Below are 22,744 nucleotides of genomic sequence, written 5' to 3'. Positions count from 1 at the left end.
CGTCTTTGCACCAAACGAGCCATTCTTGCCGAACTTGCCAATTATACTCGAATAATTTCAACATCTGAGTTGCCTCCTAGTTAGCTTTAGCCCGCCGTTAGTGTAATGAACTACGTCCATACGAAATGTTCAACGAGTTGATAAAATCGGATCTTCTTGTCATCGATATTTTTAATGCCGTAATGATTAAAAAATAAATCCGAATATCCTTCACCAAAATTTCTGATAATGCTTTTCTCTGCAACCGCTAGATCATAATAACGGTCTGCCACCCCGCAATTTCCTAGATCAATAAACCCACTAATGCATCCACCATTAACAATGATGTTTGGCAAACTATAGTCCCCGTGAGTAAAAACTAGATCTTCATCCAAATTTCTTGCAAAATCTTCCACCTCACGAATCAATTTATCTAGATTGTCCTCCGAGAACTTCCTGAATAAGTCCGATGTCCCAATAACTCCTTTGTCATAGTTGGATCGAATAATACTCATCAGTTGAGTAATGGAATGATCGAAAGGACAACCTTCAATCGTGATTTCATGAAGTCTTCGTAACCCCTGCGCGATTAATTTCACCATGTCATTCCGTTGTTCCTTATTGATCTGATAAGACGCCGCTCCTGCTATCTCTACTGTAACTAAATATTCATAGCTTCCGATTATTCCATAATCAACAACTTTCGGCACAGGTAACTTATCCTGCAACCAGATTAACCTCTTAGCTTGTCTATCCAAGGGCTCAATAGAGTCGATCGGTTGGACTTTTAAGTACTTATTTTCTCCGGTTTTGGACTTAATAAAGTAGGTATGCGCAATATTTTTCCAATGAAAACTAACCTGATCGTCACCTATCAATCTTTGTAACTCGATGGGCAAATCTTGTTCGATATTTTCCATATAGTCACCCTTCTATATGTGTTGGTCTCTTTCCGTCCTTAACACTCTCTATAACACACGAAGGTCACACAACTCCATTAAATGTGTTTTTCAACTTCATAACGATAGGCTTGAGCAGTTTCTCCCCTGGATTAGCAACGTACACGTCGACAAGGCCGTCGGTCTCGTCACGTTCCTTCCCGAGAAGCATGATTTCGGTTTCAAGATTTTCTTTGTTCATTTCATAAATTGATTTTCTGAAATGATAAGAGCTAAGGTCAATGCACCCGTTGTGCCACATCGTGAGCATTTTGAGTATCCTTGTTTCGCCCTTGGTTTTCAGCAATTCGAGTAAGTCCATGAAACCGCAATTGGAGCCGAATACATCACGACAGACAGCTACATAGATGTTGCAATGTTCAGTGAAAAGTACTGCCACCTGTGTCTGTTGTAACATTTGTGAGTTCAGTGCGGGGGGTTCATCAGCAAGAGCGGCTTTCGCTGTTTCCAGCATATCGCTGTAAAGCTTATGCTGTTGAATTTCTTGTTCTTCGACATAATTCCGATACTTCTTGCCGTTGTAGTAATCAAGAATGTCTTGGTTAATTTCAGGGTAGAGTTGAATCGAATGTAATTCCGCAATCGGTATCCATTTTACGGCCGTTTGATTCGAATCCGGTGTAGGAGGTAGTTGAGGGATTGAGCCAGCTTTCAGCTTGCATTCAAATGTAATGCCAACGGAGTGTGTGTTACCATAGATGAAGTTGTTTTTAGTTGGTTGATATTCGTAGACAAATGCAACGGACCCGACTTCCACATCGATGCACGCTTCTTCTTTGGCTTCCCTCATAACAGCTTCAACGAAGGTCTCGCCAGGTTCAAGACCACCTGCGGGAAGATTGTAATGCACACCGTCATCATCGTCATTTTTAAACTCAATAAGCAATATAGCCCCATCTTGAATAATTAAAGCGCAAGCACGGAGTCGTATACTCTCCAACTCGTTCACATCCTTAGTGTTTGGTTATTGAAGACTTTTTAAAGTCGATAAATCTTTAGTGTTAATATGTTTTATATCGGAAACTCGATCGCAAGTAAGCATCTCATAAAGACCGTCGGGAACAAGTTTGTACTGCGGATTTTCTTTCAAATCAACTAGATTCTTCCAAACAGCTGCAAACTTTTTGTTCCCCTCAATCCCTTCAAATTCATTTGTATTATAGTCATCCGTTCGGCTAAAGCCTGCTTCATAGATAAAAACAAATTCATGCCCAATTTCTCCGTACCAAGAGAAGATGTGCTCGATAACGCCTATCATTTGGGGTTCAATAATATCAACATTAATTTCCTCTTTTACTTCTCGTATTACAGCTGATTTGCTGTCTTCCCCATACTCAATCGTGCCGCCAATTGGACGAAATGTGATGACACCATCTTTTTCCGGAAATTGTTCAAGCAATATGGATTCTCTTCTTCTAATAATGCAAAGAGAGCAAGCTCTATAATGCAAATTTTTCACTCCTCAAAATAGTTAATCATGAGTAACTCAAGCTGTGTGTTTTAAACGTTCTAACAGCTCTGTTATCTGCCTCCGTCCAATAGTGATCCATTCAAGCGTCTGCGGGACATCTTGACCTTTAAGGACTCGATTGATCCAATAGATGAAGTTCCCAATTTGGTAGTAAATACGTGCGTTTATATGAATATACAAAAACTCATCCCAGCCCATTTTTGTTTCGGATAGGTGATTCCATTCATTTAGAAAGCTTTCCATTGCTAATTTGATATTACTTTGTGTATTTGGAATTGAATCATAAGCCTCACCAAAGTGCTCAAATAGCATGATGACAGGTCTTATTGCACAGGATTCGAAATCAATGAAACATACTTCTTTATTGGCTTTAATAATAAAATTATGAAGAGATATGTCACCAGGATCTAACGTTAAAGGTGTTCGCTGAATGCTCTTAATAACATGTCCTTCTTGTTCAAGGCATTCTTTCATAAGAAAATCGATAAAATTTACTCCGAGAAGTTCTGTTAGTGTCTCTAAGTTCTCATTAAGTAAACTCGCTAGTATCGAAAAATGAGAAAACTTCTCGCCAAAATCATTCATATAATTCTTAGCATTAGTTGACCAATTTGCAGCCCATTGACCCAGTATTGAAAAAACCAATTTAATATGATCAGGCGAACTGAAATCTGGGTGCTCTCCATCTATCCAACTTCCAAAGCAAGGACATTCAAACCGCGAAAGTTAGTATTGAATAATACTTTTGGCACCAGGTCGTTATTTTGGAGAAATGTTGTATAAACAAGACTCTCGTGTTTTAACCCGCCATCATACCCGTACTTCATTAGAACTGTTCTGTCAACAAGATAAATCTTCTCAATTAGCCTTTCATTCTTTGAATCATCAATTACCTCTTTACTCAATATCTTAGCGTTCAATAACTCTTCAAGATCTGCTGTAACGAGTTTTTCCAAGGAAAGGTCCCCCAAAAGCGTGAAGTAATTACTTTGACGCGATTCTATTGTTCCGTGTTATTGAAATATTTCACTACTTAACTGTTCAAGCACTTTGGGCAAAAAATCGAGTTTAGTTCTTTGGTCGTTTTTCAAGAACTGGGATAACCGCTCTGCGCGCACAAAAACAATGGATGAAAATTCAGGTATGATGCTATTACTAAGGAGTCTATTCTCGAAACGATCATAATGTAATTTCAGTTCATGGGAATCAATGGCTAATTCAATAAGGTAAACCAGAGCAATAGACTGCCAATGTACAATATATTTAGGAGTCACTCTAGAAACCATATTAGAATTCAAATCGATACCCATTTCTTCTTGTGATTCCCTCGATAGACTCTCAATTATATGAACAACATCCCCATGAATATCGCTTTCCTCAATGCCTCCTGCTATAAACTGCAACCTTCCTGGAGTGGAGGTATGTGTATTCATCTCTCCAATCACAAAATACCCATCCTTTGTAAGGAGAACGCCATTCGCAACTATTCCACGGTACTTGTATATATGATTGGTACTCAGCTGTTTAGAGTAGAGAAAATGAGCATAATCTGTTTTTTGCAAAGTAACTTTTAGTTCCGCATCAACCAAACTCATATGACTAACTGAATAGATAACGCCTCGAGTAAGGTATGGTTTCTGCTTTATTAAGGATTCCCAATAGCCGTTTATTACTTCTTGAAAGGTAAAAGGAAGGTTGATCTCTTCAGAATCAATAGTTACTTGTATAATTTCGGGAATCGGATTGATTAACATTTATAGTCCCTATCCCCTTCCAATCTATGTAACAACTTATAACTGGGGTTTACTTCCCAGGCTTCAAAGGGTATAAAGCATTTTGCATTCATCGCATCTAGTAATCTTGATCTTTGCTGCGGTCTTGTTATGTATTGCCCAATATTGTCTTCATTGATTTTTATGTATCTAGCTTCGACTATTTCGTCTTCTTGTATTTTGATTTCCCCGCTAATGTATTGAGCTCTGAAGCATACAGACAACACTTGCTTCGTTGTATTCATATAGACACCAGTAATTCCAATTGGCTTAATAACGATGCCCGTCTCTTCCTGGAACTCTCTGCGAATTGCTTCATCGAGGGGCTCTCCCAATTCAACATTTCCACCTGGCATTTCCCATGTATCCGAACGCCAATGTGTTCTAAGCAACAATACCTCTCCACTTTCATTAGTGACTAAACCTGCAACTGATATGCAGTGTTTAGGAGCTTGGTACTCCAAACCGATCCCTCCTTCGATTTATATTTTAGACGCACTGCCATTCCCTCAATAAAAACAGCAGCCGATTACTTGTCAGCTGCTGTCGTGTATTATGAGATGTGATGTTAGATAGTTGGGTTACAGCACTTCCTCCAGCTGCCGCTGGCTGTGTGCATCAAGCGCCTGCCAATCCGGAATCTCGCATCGCTTGCCATGCATATCGGTCAGGATGACGCGGCCTTCGCCAGGATACTGGAGATGCTCATGCAGGTTACGCATAGCCATCCGGGTTGGACCAAGATGGGTTTGAAGCTCCCACAGCCACAAGTCGGATTTGAACTTCACGCTGTCCACGCGCGTCACGCGCGGAAGAAAATAACGGAATTGCAGCTCCTTCGTCAGCTCCGCCGCACTCTCCTCGTTCAGCTCGTGAATCTCCTTCACGATGCCAAGCTCTTCATCCTTCGCATTCCGAATTGAGATATAGGAATCGGTATACCGAAACGGGAACGCACGATAGACGATCAACTCATCATAGGGCTGGCCGTCGACAACGCCCTGAAGCACACCGCCATTGCCTCGGCTGAAGTAGACATCATCCGGCAACAGCATTCGAATATCATACTTGTCCGCCATTACCCCTCAACCCCCTTAATCTGCGACAACTCCCGCTGCGCATCGACCAGCTTGCGATAGACGCCAGCTTCCTTGGATAGCAGCTCCTCGTGCGTGCCGACCTCTACGATTTTGCCGCGGTCAAGCACGACGAGCCTATCGGCATTCCGAAGGGTAGACAAGCGATGGGCAATCGCGAATGTCGTCCGACCTTGCACGAGGCGTGAGATTGCCTCTTGAATTTGACGCTCAGTCTCCGTATCGACGGAAGCCGTCGCTTCGTCGAGAATGAGAATGCGCGGATCGTGAATGATCGCTCGCGCGATCGCAACCCGCTGCTTCTCACCGCCGGACAGCTTATGTCCCCGCTCGCCGACACGCGTATCGTAGCCATCCGGCAGCCGGACGATGAAGTCATGCGCATTGGCGATCTTCGCAGCACGCATAATTTCCTCAGGTGTAGCATCCGACTTGGAATAGGCGATATTGTCCGCGATCGTTCCATCGAATAGGAACGTCTCCTGCAGCACGACGCCAACCTGTCTGCGCAGATCGGATTGGCTAATATCGCGAATCGATACGCCATCGATGCGTACCGTTCCTTCATCTGAATCGTAGAACCGACAGATCAGGTTGATGAAGGTTGATTTGCCCGCGCCGGAGTGCCCGACGAGACCAATCATTTCGCCCGCCTTCACCTTCAGATTGACATCCTTCAGAACCGGATGATGTTTCTCATAACCATACGTGACATGCTCGAAGCTCACATCGCCCTTGATGACGCCTAGCGGCACAGGATCAGCGGTATCCGGCACCTCTGAAGGCGTATCCATAATTTCGAACACCCGATGCGCGGAAGCCATCGCACTGTTCGCCCAGCTGATCATTTGACTGATCCATTGCAGCGGTCCGAACAACATGCCAAGGTAAGCAATGAGCGCCATCAGCTCGCCTAGCTGCATCCGATCATGAAGCACATTGCGGCCGCCGTAATACCAGATCAGGAGCGTGCCTAGTCCTGCGACGAAGCCGAAGATCGGGAAGACGAACTGCCACAGCCCCTCCATCCGGATGTTGTTTCGTACAACTGCAACGTTGGCATCCGAATAACGAGTCGTCTCTTCGCGTTCTCTGCCGAATGCTTTCACAACGCGAATGCCTTGCAGCGCATCGCCTACAAGCGTATTCAGCCGGAAGATTGAACGCCATTGCTGATACCAGCGGCGTTCAATCTTCGGCCAGATGGTCATCGACACGATGATCATAACCGGTACAGGCAGCAGTGCGAACAGAGACAGCTTCCAATCCAAGCTGAAAATAATAATGAAGATGGCAGCAATCCGCAGCACTTCGCCGCTTAAGTAAGTGACGCCATCGGTCATGAACTGACGCATCGACTCCGCATCGCTGTTGACGCGTCCAATGAACTGCGACGTCTGTCTTCGATCGAAGTAAGAAAGTGACAGCCGCATGAGCGATTGGTATATGTCTTTGCGCAGATCACCCATCAGCTTCGAGCCGACCCATACGCCGATCAATCCGCGAATCGTCTGCATCGCGGATTGCAGCAGCATGGTGAGCCCAAGGCCAAGAATGAGGAATAACAGCGTCGAGCCCATGTCTTTCGTTTGCAGAACGTCATCGATAATGATCTTGGTGAGATACGGCGGCGCTAGTTCAACGACAGACGTCATGACAAGCAACACAGCCGCGAAGCCCATGTGCAGCTTATAAGGCTTGGCATATCGAATCATACGAGCGGCCAGCTTGCTGCTCTGCATACAGAATGAGCATACTTGCGTGCCATCTCCGAGCGGGTTGCCGCATGACGGACAATTGCGCGGTATATCGCGCTCCGATACGACCGGCAATTCTTCTTCTTTCGCGAGTGCGCCGATCAGCTTCGCTGCGAATGAGAACGCCGAGGTTTGTGCAGCCGTATAGCGAGCCACGACTACCGGTCCGTCTTGCGTGTCGGCTACCAGCATCCCTCCGCCGATCGCTCCGGCTGCTCTTGCATCCTTCATCTTGGCAATCGGCAGCTGTACGACAGGCGCTTCTTCCTGTCCCCAGACCGTGACCCCATGTGCCGTTACCATTAACCACTGTTCGCCGAATCTGCCGTCCGGCAGCAGATCCGATTTTACACTGAACAACACTTCGCCCTTTTCTTTGTTGCGGATGTTCGGTGGTAATTGATCTTGAATCACGACTCGCCTATCTCCCTTACATCAGGATCTTTGAGAGGAGCTCAAAGTCACTCTGCTTAGCAGCTGGTATTCTATTCTAGTAACCTGTGGGATTGTTTGACAGGTAACAACGAGTGTAACGCTCAATTCCTCCACCAACAACCTGTTTAAATCTTGTTTCTATCTATTGCTTCTTCGAGCCCCTTCTAATCGTCGAGATATGGAAGGGATAACGGACGAACATCTCATGCCTCTCCAACTGCTCCATAATCGCGCTTCGGTCCTCTACATAATGCTCAAGTCTGCTAACTGGGGATTGCTTCTGGTTCGCCATGAACATAAGGCTGCCGCCTGGCTTCAATAGACCAAGGCAGGCATCCAGGCACTGCTCGAACTGACCCGCTTCTTGAATGGCGGAGCCAATCAGCGTGACAAGATCAAAGGCGCCTTGAGGCAGCTCCGGATCGAAAATGCTGCGATTCATAACCTCCGACGGATTCGGATGGCCCTCTCGCTTCTGCCGATACGCGAACAACTCGCAGATGCCGCTGTCGATATCGATGCTCGTCAGCCGTCCTTTCCCCTTCAACCAATAGCCAAGATAGTCATCCCAATCTCCCGTACCGATTCCAACATTGCATACCCGCATTCCATCGATGACCGCGAATTCCTTTCTCACATACACGCGCGTCATGCACTCTGCATACAAATTGTCAGGCGACGAATTCCATTCCCCTGCTTCAGGTCCCTTAAGCTCCAAATAATAGTTAAACAGTTTCTCTTCCATTCTCTATCACTCCCTATAGCGAGCAAAAGGAGCAGGCGCGACTTCAATGCACGCACTGCTCCTATGCCGTCTGTATCTATCTCGTCCTCCTATTATAGGGACTATTGTGGTAATTTGGAAGGGTCAACTATTGACCAAAATGCTGGTTTCGCATGCAGCTGTCGGTCGAACAACAAAGGAGCGTCCGTCCGCGTAACCGGGAACGTATTGAGCCATGAATGTTCGTCCGTAATGCCCCAGAACATAACCCCGCTAAGGATATCCTTGTTCTCCTTGAATGCGTCGAACAGCTCTCGGTACTTGTCCGCTTGACTCTTCAGCACATAATCCGGAATGTTATTGCCATAATCGGAGCGGTCATTCCATGCATAGAGACTCATGTCGAGCTCCGTCACAATGTTATCGAGTCCCAGCTCGGCAAACTTCTTCATGGAATCGATAATGGAGAAGACGGATGGCCCTGCAACGCTAATATGCGTCTGATGCCCGACGCCGTCAATCGGTACGCCTTTATCCAGCATCGACTTTACGAGATCGTACAGAAGGTCGCGCTTCCTCATATCGTCCGTGCTGTAATCGTTGATGTACAGCTTAATGTCCGGACCGCCCGCTTCGCGTGCTGAACGGAACGCGGTCTCAATATAGTCTACGCCTGCGATTTTGTACCAATCGCTTGCCCGCATGCCATCCGGATCGCCGGGTTCGATGACCTCGTTCACGACATCCCAAGACTTAATATCGTCCTTATAACGCGACACAATGGTCCGCACATGGTTGTCGAGACGCTTCAACAGCAGCTTCTTGTTCGCTTCCCGCTTCTTCGGGTCGGTCTCGTCCACCATGGCATTGCCGTTCTCATCCTGGAAGAACCACCCGCCTACCTGGTTGTGCCAGACGAGCGTATGGAAGCGAAGCTGCATGCCGTTCTCCTTCGCGAAGGCAACCAGCTTATCGGCATTGGTCCAATTGAAGTTACCCTCCGTCGGCTCAATCGCATCGGGCTTCATCACATTCTCCGCCACCAGCCAGTTGACATGCTTCTTCAGCAGGTCTGCGTGAAGCCCCGTCGTCTCGTTCGGCTCTATCGCTGCTCCGATCGGCCAATAATCTTGGAACACATCCTTCAGCGAAGGAATGTCCATCTCGACGGATGGCGCAGGAGGAGGCTCCACAGCTGCAGCTGTATCAGTCGCCTCCTTCTCTTCGTCAGAAGCAGCCGCTGCATCTTCAGCGGGCTTCGCAGCATCTGCTTCTGCTGCCGCATCGGTCTTCGAACCATCTTCCACCTGTTCTGCAGCAGTCACAGGCTCGTTCGAATCCTTGCTGCGATCGTCCATTCGGTTAAGAAATAATAGAAGGGCTAGAAATACGGATATAACGATTGCTGCAATGATGATCCCCATCCGTGCAACCGGATTGTTCAATGGAACCCATCCTCCTCATCTGCCTTGTCACATAAGGAGGAGCGCCTGCAGGTGCGGACCCTAATGGCCATCTCCCGCAAGCGCTCCCGTTAAACCAAGTTTATCCAACAATGCCTGTACGTTCAATACTCTCAACGAAGTAACGTTGCACGAACAAATAAATGATGACAAGCGGCAGAATCGCAAGCAGAATGCCTGTATCCTGCACCATGCTCATATAGAATGGATCTTTGTTCGTTGCTACGCCGCCTTCCAGCATGATCGATAGATTATGCGGCAGCGACGACAATTGCAGCGACATCACATTGCTGCTCGTCAGATACGTTGTGGTGAAGAAGCTGTCGTTCCACTGCCATACGAACGAGAAGAGCAACACCGTCACAATGGCCGGAATCGCGTTCGGGAGCATAATCCGCCAGAACGTCGTTCCTACTCCTGCACCATCGATATAAGCCGCTTCCTCTACTTCCTTCGGAATGCCGCGGAAGAACTGCCGGAAGATGAAGATGTACAAGCCTGCCTTAAGCGAGCTTGCAGTCAGCGACGTCAAGACGAACGGCCAATACGAATCCAGCAGGTTGATCGACTTGCCGCCCGTCAGTAGAGGAACCAATCCCAATAGATTGAAATCCTTCAAGTTCATATAGATCGGAATAAGGATCGTTGTCGGCGGGACGAGAATCGTGAGTACAACGCCGAAGAACAGAATTCCGCTTCCTTTGAACTTCAACCGGGCGAAGGCATAACCGGCAAGCGCGCACGACGCTGCGGTGAGCAGCGTCGTCATCGTCGACAAGGAGAACGTATTGATCAGCGTATGCCAATAGTCCATGATCGAGATGGCTTTCTTGAAATTATCCAAGGAATAATGCTCCGGCACATAGACAACGATCGGTGAGTACAGATCGCTCTTATCTTTAATCGCTGTCGAGATCTTCTGTAGAATCGGGTACAGGATTACGAAGGATAACCCTGCAATGAGCACGAGTCGAACGATCGACCAGAGCCCACGCTTCCACGATTCAATCGACATTAATCGGGCCAATATCAACGCTCTCACGCTCCCTCTAATCTTGATAGAAGACTCTCTTCGAGATGATAAACGTACTGATCGAGAGAATAATCATAATGGCGATGAAGTACAGCCAAGCCATCGCCGAGCTGAGTCCGAAATCAAAGCTATTGAAGCCCGTCGTCTTAATGAGCTCCGTCATCTGGCTGCCTGAGAACGAGTCGATAATCGTATAGATGACGTTGACGAGAATAAGCGGGCTGACCATCGGCAGCGTGATTTTCCAGAATGCCTCGTATCCAGTCGCTCCTTCCATCTTGGAAGCTTCATAGAGCTGAGGCGAGATCGTCTGAATGCCCGCCAAGAAGATTAGAATCTGCACGCCCGATTGACTCACGATCGTGTAGATCCGATCGACTGCTCCCGTCAAATACATGACGATATTCTCGCTGACGCCGGCCTGCAGCATGAATCGTTCCATCTCGAACGTGCCGATGCCCGCAGATGAACCGCCCGAAGCGCTCTGCTGTACAAGCTCTTGAACCAGACTGTTCATCTCCAGATTGGCGATCACGCCCGAAGCCAGAATAACCGGCAGGAAGAAGATCGATCTTGCCAGCGCCCGGCCAATGAACTTCTGGTTCAGCAGCACGGCCAAGAACAAGCTGAAAATAACGATGAGCGGCACATTGACGACCACATTCACGATCGAATCCGTCAACGTGCGATTGAAGCTTGTGTTAACGGTCAACGCATTGATAAAGTTATCGAAGCCGATATACGTAATCTTCATGCCATCCGATTTCGCTTCAATGGAGCTTAGACTATACCGCACCGAAGTGATCAAGGGCACAAGGAAGAAGAGAAGAAATCCGAGCAGCCAAGGCAGTACATAGAGGAAACCCCAGAACGCCTTCTGCTCTGCATAAGTCCGCTGCTTCATGCCGAGTTTCATTATGGATTTCAAGATTGTACACCACCCGTCATATAGCTCTCTGCTTCCAGCTGTTTGCCGTCAACCTGCACTTGCGAGCTATTATAGTTCACAATGACGTAGAAACCGTTAGCGTATACGGTCTTATACACGCCTTCGCTCAGTTTCTCGTGAGAAGCGATCGGCTGATTGCTCGCGTGCTTGAGCACGTCATTGACCTCATGATAGATGTCGGCAGCCTTATCCATCCACAGCTCGTAATTGACCGCGTACAGCCCATTGTTATCCGTATCCTTGACCTTATAGTTCGGCTCGTGGATCCACTCGAAGTAGACGCCCGAACCATATTCCAGCGACTTCAGAATATACTCCCGCTCATCCGTATAGGAGGTCAGGTTGTACGGTGTGCCCGTGTAATTGATGTAGCCGCGGATAACCATCTGGTAGAACGGAATTGCCTCATCCTCCAGCTTGAAGCTGCTGTTGGACATCGGTGCGTCCGTAATATCAGACAAGAATGGCAGCGCATAAGCATTGCCGCCTTGCGCCATGATGTTCATGCCGCTCTGACGAATCGTATTCAATGCCGAGGTCGAGATGTTCTCCGATTCATCCCGATCCACCTGCTGATTCTTCCGATAGTCGCTGTTCAACTGACTGCCCAGGTCGCGAAGCGAGATTCCGCCCGTCTGGTAACCTTTCATCCCCTTCACGATGTCGTTCGCATAATCACCGACAACGCGAGGCGAGACGACATAGGATGGCGACTTCGTGCGGTCCCGGCGATTGAGCGCCTTATCGAGCGGATACAACTCCGCAACGACACCGCGCAGCGTACGTGAGGCATTCGATTTCTCATTGAAATCCGACCCCGTGTTAGCCGTCAACACCGCCACATCCGGGAACAATGTAACGTTATGCTCTTGTGCAAAAGCAATCAGGTTCTTCAGCTCTTTGCTGCCGCCGACCGCACCGTCTACCTTAATATGATCCGGTACTTTATGGTCGAGGCCGCCGTTGAACCAACCCGAATATTTGAGCTTAATGTTCGCAATATCCTTCGCTTGCACTTGGCTGATCATATCCTGCGCCTGCTTGAAGGTCGTAAGCGATTCGAGCGACGTATACGGAATGCCGACGAAATGCTTATCCTTGGCGATGCTGCCCACAAGCTGCAGATAGAATGGAGCATCGCTTGTCTTCGATTCCGTCTGCTTCGCAGGCAGGCCGTCATGCTTCTCCAGATATTGCTGATAGTACTTCGCCATGCCTGGATAATTGGCATCGCTGCCATTGAGGAAGGCGTATCGCACCGTGAAATCGGTCTTCAGAGGATCCTCTTGAAAATGCGGCAGCGTACGCTCCTGGTTGTTCGCCGTCAACGTAACCAAGCCTTTGTTCGTCAACGTGAACGAAGGATAGACGTAGTTGTAGCTGTTCAGCTTGCCGCTGATGTCCGCATTAATGGCAGCAACAGCCGCACCTTCTTCAATGATCCCAAGAATCGCCCCATGCTCCTTAATCATACCGAATACCGGAAGACGTACCGCTTGCTCATAGCTTGCGTCCTCAACCGTCTTCGTCGTTAGATCATCGCCGTATACCAGCTGTTGATAGGCCGGATACTGGGTTTTCCCGTTGTTGAAATGAATAAGAGAGCCTGATCCATCCGGCACGAACATCGAGCCCTGCTCATCCTTCCCGCCTGCGCCGAAGAAGCTCAGCAGCGAGATCGTTGCGATCGGATAGGCGCTTGGCGCATGGATATCCGCTTGCGGCACTTTCACAACAAGGCTGTCGCCGTCCAGTTTGTACTCGATGGATGCGAAGAAGATACGTGGAATCACCTTGTCCTGCGTGAAGCCAAGCTCCTGCATATCCTTCTCCAGGTCTTCTTCGGTATACCCGGCATCCTCGAACGCCTTGAAGGCACGATCCAGCTGAAGCCCGTTCAATGCGGAGTCATTGCGATCATAGGCGCTTTTGTCTGCTTTCTCTTTGTACGCGATGCTCAGTGCGCGTTTGCCCGTCTTATCGAGTTTATCGGACAGTTCTTTAAAGCGAGCCGCACTTAACATGAGAGGCAGATCGGCAGCCGATTTCTTTGCCGTACCGAACTCATAGGTGACTTTAACGCCTTGGTCGATCGACTCATACTTGACCTGCTTGTATGAAACGCTGTCCGTAAACGTATTAATCGAGTTCGATTGTCCGAAGTTGTTGTAATACTCGATGTTCATCTGCGAAGACAGAAGCGCTTTATTGACGCCCTGTGCAGCCGAGTCTTTGTCCCTGTCAGCCGGGTTGCTGTACCACATTTCGCCCGACTGTTTATTCAGAACGGCAATCGTGCCTGTCTGATCGTCGATGAATAAAGCCAATCGGTCATTCTGGCTGATCCCCTTCATACCGGCAGCTCGGTTATCGCTGAACGTATTGCTAAGTGCAGATCCGGACTTGAATGCAGTAACGTATTGTTCCATCTCGTCTTCCTGTGCGGACGTCTGCGAGCCGGAACAGCCTGCAAGTGCAAGCCCGATCAGCAGCGCTAGGCATAGCAAGGCATTGCGGGCCATGCTCATTCTCCCTCCCCCTCTCTCTATTTCCTCAGTGCAAGCTCTTTATAGACCACGTTAACGAACGAGATCATTTGCTGCGTCAAGCTGAAGAACAGCAGGCAGATGAAAGCAATAAAGCCCATTGCCACTACCGTCAGCAGGATCGTACCGATCGTCTTGGATGGCGAATATTGGTGAATCGTCATATTTCCTACGAATAGCAGGAACAACGACCAGAAGACAGCGAAGCTGCTGAAGAAATAATAGAAAGCCGTTTCCTGCAAAGAGATGACTTTGCTAAGCCAGATCCAAGGGAAATTAATAACGATCATCGGAACAAGCGCAAAGCAAGTCGATGTGAAAATTTCGACGAATTTCCCTTCCCCGTCCATCAACGTTGTCAGCGACCAGTTCGCCACACACCAGAAAAGAACGGGCACGACTACATACGCGATCTCCATTAGGGAGTTCATCTCGTCTGGATTAATGATGTTGACAAGAAATCCGCTATACTCGGTGCTCATAATGTTCGTAATAATCAACAAGAACAAGATGGCGAACGAGATGATAAGGTTATTTCGCTGCGTGCGGTCGTACTTCAAATCCCAAAATCCGTTAAAGGGATGCATGATGATATAGAACGGATATTTAATCAACTCACGATTCAATCGAAACACCCCTTATTCTGCGTAGCTTCTTCCTCTTCCACAGCACCCTAGCTGCGAAGGCTGCGATGACAACGACAACAATTCCCGTCATAATGGTCGGAAAATGCTCTTTGAGCACCTGCTTGCGATACAGCAGGAACGCCTTCGAGTAATTGCCGCGATCATAGCTTTCTTCAAAATAGTGCATGGCCTCCTTGTAGTCGCCTTTGCGAAGAAGGGACTTGCCGATACCGGAATAAGCGAATTCGAGATTGGCATTCATATTGATCGTCTTGTTATAGAGCTCGAATGCCTTCTCTTCGTCGCCGCGATAATAGCTGCGGGTAGCTTCGTTCAACGTACGCCCGTATTCGGTCGTCTTGAATACGGTAATTTCGCCGAACGCTTTATCCAATACGAGGAAGTCGTCGCCGACACGTTCAATGGCGACAGGCGTTTTGAACTGCCCCAGCTGGTTGCCGATTCCGCCGAACATATACATGAAGTGGCCGTCGCCGTTGTAAGTGAACACTCTGCCCCTCGCGCCATCGAGCACGGAGTACATTTCACTATCGGTTACATCGATATCAATCAATCGACCGGGGCCTTGCTCTGTCGTATATCGAATATCGCCCTTCGGGTTGAAGTAACCCGTTCTTCTAAGAATGTCATTGCCCTGCGCATTCAGCTTCTTAACCGTGTCTCCCCATACATCGCCGTTCGTTGCATAGATGAACCCTTCATCGTTAATGTCAAGGTTCGTGAACTCGGTTGGCGTGAACATGACCATCTGACTGCGCTGCGCCCGCGTCGACAGCCGCTTCCACAGCAGCTCCGTCGGGTCGACCTTGACTCGGTTCGCACCGATGAACGAGGTGAATTCGCCGTTCTGATTAAACTCCATGAAACCGTCGAATACACCGACAGACATGACATAGATGCGATGCGCCTGGTCTGCAATAACGCGCACCGGCTGGAACTTGAAGTTCGCGTTCAGCAATTCGGATTGCGGCGGATCAATGACCTTGATAACGGCTAAGTTCGCATCCAGCTCGACGACTCGTTGATTGCCGGTATCCGCTACGATCAGCTGCTTCTGCGGCGTAACGAACAAGCCTTGCGGATTGTTGAACGTCTCCTGCTTCCCATCCCGCATGAAAGAGTCAATCGTGCGAATGAGCTTGAACTGACTGTCGAATACGACGATTCGATTGTTGCCGGAGTCCAGCAGATAGATCTGGTTGTCAGGCGTTACATGCATATCGCTCGGGTCTTTAAGCGCCCCGATGCCTAGCCCTTTGCCATCCAACACAGTCGCAGCCTTGTAGGCTGCAGGTGCGGCAACGGTTCTTCCCCAGAACGAATAGTTATAGGAAGACGCGCTGGTATCCGCGTATGCAAGCGTTCCACCCAGGCTTGCGCCTATCAGACAGCACAGCGCAGTCAAGAGTAGAATTCTCCAAGTATGTTTGCTCTTACGCATCGTCCAAGTCCCCCCTCTACTCTTTCATTCCCGAAGTCGCCATCGTCTGAATGACGTTGCTCTGCGAAATGATGAAGAGCGTGATCGGAACGATCATTAAGATGAGCGCGACTGCTGCACCGACGCCGGCTCGCGCGATACCGCCGGCTGTAATTTGACCCAGTGCATAGTGCAGCGTCTTCAAGTTCTCGCTGTAGATAAAGTTACCGCCATCGGAACCCCATAGTGCCGGGAACTGAAGAATCATGAGCGTGAGCCATGCCGGCTTCACGTTCGGCATCACGATCTGCGCATAGATGCGATATTCGCTGGCGCCGTCAATCTTCGCCGCTTCCAGCAGTGCATCCGGAATCTGTTCCATGAACTGCTTCATCAAGAACAGGCCAAGCGGGAATGCAAGCGACGGAATAATGATGGAAGCATGCGTATTGATCCACCCCAGCCACGACATCACCATGTAGTTCGGGATCGCGGTGACATGACCCGTAAACATAAGCGACATCACGACGATCGAGAACAATACTTTGGAGCCTGGGAAGCGGAACTTCGCCAATGGATACGCCGCTGCGGACGACAGGATGATATGGCCTACCGTGCCAATAATCGTAATAACGAGCGTATTGACGATATAGCGCGACAGCGGTACCCACGAGTTGCCCATCAGCGCAACCAAGTCGTAGAAGTTATCCGTCGTCGGATTGCGAACGAAGAACCGCGGCGGGAAGATGAACAGCTCATCAAGCGGCTTGAACGCATTGTTAATCGCATAGATGAGCGGCAGCACCATGAAAGCGCCGAATACCGCTAGGAACAAGAACAATAAGAAACTGACGGCAAAAGAGCGATTCAGTTTTCTCGGCGCACGCAAGACGCCTAATGCTTTGGATGCCACCTGGTCACTCCCCTACCCTTCTCAGCAGTTTCTGCGTCAACATGTTCGTACCGAGCATAATGACGAACAGCACGGTTGCAATGGCGGACGCATAACCCATCTCGAAACGAATGGTGCCGAAGTCCATCAAGTGCGTAACGATCGTATGACCGGCGTAGTTGACGCTCGGGAAGCCTGCAAGCGCTATCGAGATGTCCGCAACCGCGAACGATCCGGTAATTTGCATGACGGCGCCGAACATGAGCTGCGGACGCATCGACGGCAATGTAATGAACCACAGCTCCTGCCAGCGATTGCGGATACCGTCGATCGCACCTGCTTCGATCAACGACTTGTCGATCGTCTGCAAACCTGCGATGAAGGCCAGGAAGCTCGTGCCGAGGCTGAGCCACAGCTGCACGATCATGATGATCGGCAGAATGTATTTCTCGTTCGTCAGCCACTGGATCGGCTCAAGAATGAAGCCCCATTTGATCAAGAAACCATTCAAATAACCGTATCGGTCGCCCGAGAACACGATGAGCCAGATGAAGAAGACGTTGCCTGAGATCGACGGCGCATAGAACACGAGCGTCATGATGGCCCTGACCTTAGGCGAGAGCTCATTGATGATCCAAGCGAATAAGAAGCAGGCAATATAACTGATTGGACCGCTGATGACGGCGAAGAGGAACGTATTCTTCAGGGCGATCATGAACACGTCATCGTTCAGAAACAGCCGCGAGTAGTTCTGCCATCCGATAAACCGCGGAAACTCAAGCATATTGAAATAGAAGAAGCTGAGCGTAATGGATATAACGACTGGAATAACGGTGAAAGCAAAGAAGATTAGCATGTATGGACTCATCAGAAGGTAATAATGCTTATTCTTGATGATCTCACGCATCAGATTCCCCAGCTTCGATTGCTTCTTCGGATGGACGAGGTCAGTTGAGACAGCAGGACTGATTGTTTCGGCTTGCATCGTATTCCACCCCCTAACTATTGGTCTAGATTGAATTCTTGCCGTTTGACCGCAATCTCGTCGTTGATGTAGAGAATGTAATCGGACAGCGCTTCGCGCGGATTCTCATTGGCATTGACGACCTTACGGAATGCATTATCGAGATGGCGTCCCGTGAAGTAGCCGCCTGGAACCTGCGGAATGCCAAGCACCCAACGCCACTGCTCTTCCAGATTGCGATAGTCCTTGACCGGCCAAGGCAGCTCTTCGAGCGCCTCGACGTTCGCCGTCGGATAACGCGCCGCTTCGCCCATCAGACCTTCCATCTCACGGCCGTATGCAATCTGCGTTTCCTTGGAGGTCCACCATTTCATGAACTCCCATGCAGCATCTTTGTCCTTCGCATTCTTCAGCATCATGACGCCGGTCGTATGACTTGCGACCGCATGGTCAACCGTTCCATCGGCTTGTTCAGTGCCGGGAACAATCGTGAAATCCCACAGCCCTTTGATCTCCGGCGCGAGGACCGTAAGCATGTTGTACGTCGTATAATCGGCAATACCGATTGGCATCTCTCCCGTGCGGAAACGGTTCGGGAAATCGGCAATCAGCGGGAACTTGTAGTTCGTATAGAACTGCGACCATTTCTTGAATACGTTCATGGCAATATCCGAGTCCAGCGCGCTGCTCTTGCCGTTATCCCGGTAGAACTCGCCGCCGTTCTGGTACAGCAGCGCCGAGAACGTCGCATTCGGCACCATATTGGCGTTGCCTTGCTCGATCGGCAGCCAGAACTCCATGTTGTGTTTCTGCAGCACGGAGATCATGTTGTAAATATCCTGCCAGGTCTTAGGAATCTCTAGTCCGAGCTCCTTCAGGATGTCTTTGCGGTAGAACAACATCGGGAACGATTGCTGCTCTGGCAGGGCATACGTTCCGCCGCCGTAGCGATATGGCGTTAATCCGCTCTCGCGGAAACGGGAAGCGATCTGATCGTAATCCGGGAACTGCTTCAGATCTGCTGCCGCATCCCTCATCGCATAGTTGACTGGCACATCTTCACCGATCTGCATGGCAACGTCCGGCCCTTCGCCGGCTAGCGTTGCCGGGAGAAGAATGTTGGCAGGAACCAGCTTCAAGCTGACCGAAATATTCGACTCCGGCGTGAACGTCTCATCGATCAGGTTCTTAAGCACCTGCGCCTGATCGCGTCCCGTCGTAATCCATACCGTCGTCGAACGGTTCTTTTTGCCCGTGTTGCCGATGCTGTCATAATCCTCTGTATAAGAGGCGACTAAGCCGCCAAGCTCATGCTTCACATCCTGCATGAATGTAGCTTGGGCGTGAGGAAGCTTATAACCAGGCGATGATACAGCCAAATAGTCCAGCGTAATCGGCTGTTCGCGCACGGTGAGAATCCAAGTGCCTAGACCGCCAATGTTAACCTTGAAGGAAGCGAGTCGTCCCGGAATCGTCTCCGGCTTCTTCACCATGTCATCCAACTGCTTAACGAGCGTATAGAGCACCGATACTTTGTCGCTTCGCTCGCCCGTCATTTGCTCTAGGTACTTTGCAACGCTAGATATCGTCTTGGATTGTTCTTGGAACACCTGGATCATATTCGGAATCCGTTTCTCCAGCTGGTAGTCGCGCAGCGTATCCGGCGAATTCGATGTAATCATAATGATTTTGCGATACATCTCGTTCAATTGAAGGACGCTCGACTCGATCGTCTGGAGCAGCGGTGCCATTTCACCAAGCGACACCGTCATCCGGATGCGGTGCTTGCCTTGCGTCAGATGGAACAGGTAAGGCTCGTCTTCGTCGTTGCCGAGCACTTTATTGCTCCAATCCATCCCGAAGTCGAAGCGCAGCCGCTTCATTTCCTTGAATGGATACTCGCCGTCAATCGTCAGGCTCCGCGTCGCGAAGATGCCGCGCAGCTGATCCTGCTTCTCTTTCAAAGCAATTTGATATAAACCATCCGCCGGCGCATCGAATTCCCACTCGATCCACTGGCCTGGAAGCTTCCAGTTCAAACCGCCGATCGTATTGATTCGTAACTTGGATACATCGTATGGGATGACTGTCGGGCTTGATCTGTCCATCAACGGATATAAGGTCGGAGAAGACTTGTAGACAGCATTCTCCGCCTGAATGAGAACATACTGGTTATCGACAGGTTGTAGCCCTTCAGCCTCATATTCGCTCTTCAGTTCTGCATACGTCTTCACATTAGGATTGCGATACAACTCGATATAATCGATAGCCATCGGCTCGCGCATGGCTGTCAGCTTAAGGTTCTGCATGCCTTTATCGAAGTAAAAAGAGTAGGGCTCGTCATAATAACCGTTGCGGTCCGATACGGATTCAATCTGCCATACCGGCTTCTCGATTTGTCTTGGTCGCAGGTCATTGCCTCTGTCGTCCCGCTTAATCTCATCGGACTGATTGCCCCATACGCGGTCGAAGGTAATAATATCCGCGCTGCTGAACGGCACTTTGTTATTGATTTCAATCTGACGCTCGATCGCCGAGCTCTTGCCCTCCAGCGGCAAATAACGGACTCGAATATTGTAGAGCCCTGCCTGCTCGACAGGTACGTCCCAGCTGATCGATCCTTCTTCCGGTGTCAGAACAGCCTTTGCTCCCTGCTCATCGACGACTTGAAATCCGTCTCCTTGCACTGCCTTGTAGCTCTCGCCCTCGATGCGTATGACGCTGTCCGGACGTGCTGCTGCTTGATGATTCTTCAGATACATGTCATAGCTGTCGTCACTTGCCGATGCAGTAACAGCAGTAAAATCAGCCATCGCCTGAACGCGGCTCTTGTCTGTTGAACTCGAAGGGTAGAACGCCCAAACCGACATTAACAGTACAGCGAGAACTAGTATGATCGCGACGTAGTTCTTCTTTCTGATGTTCACTCTTCTCCCTCCTGCAGCGAAAGACATAAAATGTACAGTCCCCATTAGAAGCTTCTAAATGGGGACTGCCTTTAAGCGATATCGAACTTATTTTTTGTAAATTTCGTCAATCGCCGATTGGAATACTGGTTTGTACTTCTCAACAACCGTCGATACCGATGTGCCGCTGTCGATTTCACCAACAAAGTCATAATACTTGAGGTTAGGGAACGTGTTATGATCTAACACCAACAGGTTCGGCTGTACCGTCTTCGCGTTGTTGATATCGTCCTCGTTCGAGAAGTTCGATTCGAAGGAAGCTTGACCTGGGTAGTCATATACCGAATCGATGTCGTTGATTTTCTCCCAGATGTACATCAGTTTGTCAGGATCTTTAACGCCTTTCGGAATCGTAAGCGCTTGGAGCAAGCCCTCGTAAGAGTGATACGTGGACGCGCTTGGACCTTTAGGGAACGGTACGAAGCCGATATCCGCATCCGGCATATCCGTCTTCAAGCCGCCGATTTCCCACATCGCGCCTGCATACATGAGCGTGTTGCCTTGACGGAAGAACTGGCCTGGCTCTGTCCAGTCGCCGCCTTCTGTCGGTCTAGGAACTTTCTCCGTCTTAAGCTTCGATTCAAAGTTAAGCGCTTCAAGCGTCTTCGGATCGTCAAGGTTTTGCTTGTCATCCTTCGTCAAGCCTGTTTCGTTGGACATGAGCAGCATTTCAACAAGGCCGCTGTTCGCCAGACCCCATGCATCAAGCTTGCCGTCGTTGTTCGTGTCTTTGTTAGCGTCCTTGGCAGCTTGGAGGAACGTATCCCAGTTCCAGTTGCCTTCATTGACATATTCCTGGAGCGGCTTCACGCCGAGCTCATTCATCAGCTTGCGATTGTAGAAAATACCTTGAACGAGGTTGCCTTGGTCTTCTGTGAAGCCATAACCGCGGCCATTGTACGTGTACAGCTGGTTCGTCATGGTTTGGTTGAATACGTTCGTGTTCTTCGTATACTCATCGATCGGGAGAATCAAATCTTGTTTAACGAGCGTAGGCACCGTATACGTTTTGCCCAGACGCACGATATCGCCGATCGGTTGGCCCGACAGCAGGGATGCCGTTACTTTTTGCTGATACTCGCCGTAATCAATAGCAACATACTCCATTTTGAAGTTATGCTTCTTCTCTAACTCTTCCAGGTTCTTCTTCTTCTGAATGTTGTCCGGGTTGTCTTCGCCGATCGTCATATCCCACCAGGATACAACCTTGATCGTACGGCCGCCGAGATCGAAGTCCATGTCTGGCGTTTTGTACGCTGCATCGTCAGCCGCCGGATCTGTTTCGTCAGCAGGAGCTGTATCTTCGCCAGTGTCCGTGCTTTCCGTTTGTTCGGTCGTGCTTGTGTTAGCTGCATCTGTACCTTTGCTGCCTTCGTCTTTGGTACCGCCGCTGCCGCACGCTGATAGAACCAGCACCATTGCGGCCATCAGCATCATCATTTTGTTGCGCATTGTTTGTCCCCCCGTTAGGAATGAATGCTTACACGAAAAAGTGTAGCGCTTACAAATGTGAGGCAACAACCTGTCGCCGCTTAGGTGTTATACCCGTCAAAATATAGGTGCACCGAAAGCAGCATCCATTCCTTTACGTGAAAATTGCGATGAGGTAAACATCTGCTAGCGATGCAAAGAAAAGCACGTTGTTTGACAGTCTCCCCTTTTTACATAAT

Annotated in this window: 20 protein-coding genes; all 20 read right to left on the bottom strand. The window is 49.1% G+C overall.

What is annotated here, in order from left to right; all coding sequences use genetic code 11:
- Positions 1–110: 110 nt before the first annotated feature.
- The 20 genes from SBI19_RS03200 to SBI19_RS03105 all read right to left on the bottom strand — a co-directional run bounded on the left by SBI19_RS03200 (position 111) and on the right by SBI19_RS03105 (position 22,526).
- Positions 111–899, bottom strand: coding sequence for an APH(3') family aminoglycoside O-phosphotransferase (locus tag SBI19_RS03200; RefSeq protein ID WP_317964869.1), 789 nt, complete (start codon positions 897–899; stop codon positions 111–113).
- 64 nt (positions 900–963) lie between these two features.
- On the bottom strand, positions 964–1,878 hold the full coding sequence (locus tag SBI19_RS03195; protein ID WP_317964867.1) for an NUDIX domain-containing protein: 915 nt from the start codon (positions 1,876–1,878) through the stop codon (positions 964–966).
- A 24-nt stretch (positions 1,879–1,902) separates the two neighbouring features.
- Positions 1,903–2,397 carry an NUDIX hydrolase gene (locus tag SBI19_RS03190; RefSeq protein ID WP_317964865.1) on the bottom strand — a complete coding sequence of 165 codons (495 nt, stop codon included), beginning with the start codon at positions 2,395–2,397 and terminating at the stop codon, positions 1,903–1,905.
- A gap of 27 nt (positions 2,398–2,424) precedes the next feature.
- Positions 2,425–2,994, bottom strand: a complete 570-nt coding sequence (locus SBI19_RS03185) for a hypothetical protein (RefSeq protein ID WP_317964863.1) — start codon at positions 2,992–2,994, stop codon at positions 2,425–2,427.
- 101 nt (positions 2,995–3,095) lie between these two features.
- A complete protein-coding gene (locus SBI19_RS03180; RefSeq protein ID WP_317964861.1) occupies positions 3,096–3,365 on the bottom strand; it encodes a hypothetical protein in 270 nt (89 codons plus the stop codon).
- A 57-nt stretch (positions 3,366–3,422) separates the two neighbouring features.
- Complete coding sequence (locus SBI19_RS03175; protein ID WP_317964859.1) at positions 3,423–4,163, bottom strand: NUDIX hydrolase; 741 nt, start codon at positions 4,161–4,163, stop codon at positions 3,423–3,425.
- Entirely contained in the window at positions 4,157–4,645 is a 489-nt protein-coding gene (locus tag SBI19_RS03170; protein ID WP_317964857.1) for an NUDIX hydrolase, read from the bottom strand. The genes SBI19_RS03175 and SBI19_RS03170 overlap by 7 nt, the downstream gene beginning before the upstream one ends.
- Positions 4,646–4,762: 117 nt before the next feature.
- A complete protein-coding gene (locus tag SBI19_RS03165; RefSeq protein ID WP_317964855.1) occupies positions 4,763–5,260 on the bottom strand; it encodes a DUF1854 domain-containing protein in 498 nt (165 codons plus the stop codon).
- Positions 5,260–7,449, bottom strand: coding sequence for an ABC transporter ATP-binding protein (locus SBI19_RS03160; RefSeq protein WP_317964853.1), 2,190 nt, complete (start codon positions 7,447–7,449; stop codon positions 5,260–5,262). The genes SBI19_RS03165 and SBI19_RS03160 overlap by 1 nt, the downstream gene beginning before the upstream one ends.
- Positions 7,450–7,612: 163 nt before the next feature.
- Positions 7,613–8,215, bottom strand: a complete 603-nt coding sequence (locus tag SBI19_RS03155; protein WP_317964851.1) for a class I SAM-dependent methyltransferase — start codon at positions 8,213–8,215, stop codon at positions 7,613–7,615.
- Between the two features lie 101 nt (positions 8,216–8,316).
- A complete protein-coding gene (locus tag SBI19_RS03150; protein WP_317964849.1) occupies positions 8,317–9,639 on the bottom strand; it encodes a glycoside hydrolase family 10 protein in 1,323 nt (440 codons plus the stop codon).
- A 100-nt stretch (positions 9,640–9,739) separates the two neighbouring features.
- The gene (locus SBI19_RS03145; protein WP_483312236.1) at positions 9,740–10,672 is read right to left on the bottom strand and encodes a carbohydrate ABC transporter permease; all 933 of its coding nucleotides are present in this window, start codon (positions 10,670–10,672) and stop codon (positions 9,740–9,742) included.
- Positions 10,673–10,706: 34 nt separating this feature from the next.
- A complete protein-coding gene (locus tag SBI19_RS03140; RefSeq protein ID WP_317964845.1) occupies positions 10,707–11,618 on the bottom strand; it encodes a carbohydrate ABC transporter permease in 912 nt (303 codons plus the stop codon).
- The gene (locus SBI19_RS03135; RefSeq protein ID WP_317964843.1) at positions 11,615–14,167 is read right to left on the bottom strand and encodes a DUF5696 domain-containing protein; all 2,553 of its coding nucleotides are present in this window, start codon (positions 14,165–14,167) and stop codon (positions 11,615–11,617) included. The genes SBI19_RS03140 and SBI19_RS03135 overlap by 4 nt, the downstream gene beginning before the upstream one ends.
- Before the next feature lie 17 nt (positions 14,168–14,184).
- The gene (locus tag SBI19_RS03130; protein WP_317964841.1) at positions 14,185–14,811 is read right to left on the bottom strand and encodes a Yip1 family protein; all 627 of its coding nucleotides are present in this window, start codon (positions 14,809–14,811) and stop codon (positions 14,185–14,187) included.
- On the bottom strand, positions 14,801–16,273 hold the full coding sequence (locus tag SBI19_RS03125; RefSeq protein ID WP_317964839.1) for a hypothetical protein: 1,473 nt from the start codon (positions 16,271–16,273) through the stop codon (positions 14,801–14,803). Before SBI19_RS03125 ends, SBI19_RS03130 begins: the two co-directional genes overlap by 11 nt.
- Positions 16,274–16,289: 16 nt before the next feature.
- On the bottom strand, positions 16,290–17,165 hold the full coding sequence (locus SBI19_RS03120) for a carbohydrate ABC transporter permease (protein WP_317964837.1): 876 nt from the start codon (positions 17,163–17,165) through the stop codon (positions 16,290–16,292).
- Positions 17,166–17,169: 4 nt separating this feature from the next.
- Positions 17,170–18,129, bottom strand: coding sequence for a carbohydrate ABC transporter permease (locus SBI19_RS03115; protein WP_317964835.1), 960 nt, complete (start codon positions 18,127–18,129; stop codon positions 17,170–17,172).
- A gap of 17 nt (positions 18,130–18,146) precedes the next feature.
- Positions 18,147–21,035, bottom strand: coding sequence for an extracellular solute-binding protein (locus tag SBI19_RS03110; protein WP_317964833.1), 2,889 nt, complete (start codon positions 21,033–21,035; stop codon positions 18,147–18,149).
- Positions 21,036–21,122: 87 nt separating this feature from the next.
- Positions 21,123–22,526 (bottom strand): ABC transporter substrate-binding protein, encoded by a 1,404-nt coding sequence (locus SBI19_RS03105; protein ID WP_317964831.1) that lies wholly within the window; start codon positions 22,524–22,526, stop codon positions 21,123–21,125.
- Between the last annotated feature and the right edge of the window lie 218 nt (positions 22,527–22,744).

Origin of the sequence: Paenibacillus sp. CCS19 (assembly GCF_033239625.1) — a bacterium.
GTDB lineage: Bacteria > Bacillota > Bacilli > Paenibacillales > Paenibacillaceae > Paenibacillus_T.
The sequence above is the reverse complement of the archived record's forward strand: the minus strand, read 5'-3'. Positions and strand labels throughout refer to the sequence as shown.

What these genes read in the sequence shown, in the direction of transcription:
- SBI19_RS03200 (WP_317964869.1), bottom strand. Translation starts at nt 899, where the DNA reads ATGGAAAATATCGAACAAGATTTGCCCATCGAGTTACAAAGATTGATA.
- SBI19_RS03185 (WP_317964863.1), bottom strand. Translation starts at nt 2,994, where the DNA reads ATGAATGATTTTGGCGAGAAGTTTTCTCATTTTTCGATACTAGCGAGT.
- SBI19_RS03175 (WP_317964859.1), bottom strand. Translation starts at nt 4,163, where the DNA reads ATGTTAATCAATCCGATTCCCGAAATTATACAAGTAACTATTGATTCT.
- SBI19_RS03165 (WP_317964855.1), bottom strand. Translation starts at nt 5,260, where the DNA reads ATGGCGGACAAGTATGATATTCGAATGCTGTTGCCGGATGATGTCTAC.
- SBI19_RS03155 (WP_317964851.1), bottom strand. Translation starts at nt 8,215, where the DNA reads ATGGAAGAGAAACTGTTTAACTATTATTTGGAGCTTAAGGGACCTGAA.
- SBI19_RS03145 (WP_483312236.1), bottom strand. Translation starts at nt 10,672, where the DNA reads ATGTCGATTGAATCGTGGAAGCGTGGGCTCTGGTCGATCGTTCGACTC.
- SBI19_RS03135 (WP_317964843.1), bottom strand. Translation starts at nt 14,167, where the DNA reads ATGAGCATGGCCCGCAATGCCTTGCTATGCCTAGCGCTGCTGATCGGG.
- SBI19_RS03125 (WP_317964839.1), bottom strand. Translation starts at nt 16,273, where the DNA reads ATGCGTAAGAGCAAACATACTTGGAGAATTCTACTCTTGACTGCGCTG.
- SBI19_RS03115 (WP_317964835.1), bottom strand. Translation starts at nt 18,129, where the DNA reads ATGCAAGCCGAAACAATCAGTCCTGCTGTCTCAACTGACCTCGTCCAT.
- SBI19_RS03105 (WP_317964831.1), bottom strand. Translation starts at nt 22,526, where the DNA reads ATGCGCAACAAAATGATGATGCTGATGGCCGCAATGGTGCTGGTTCTA.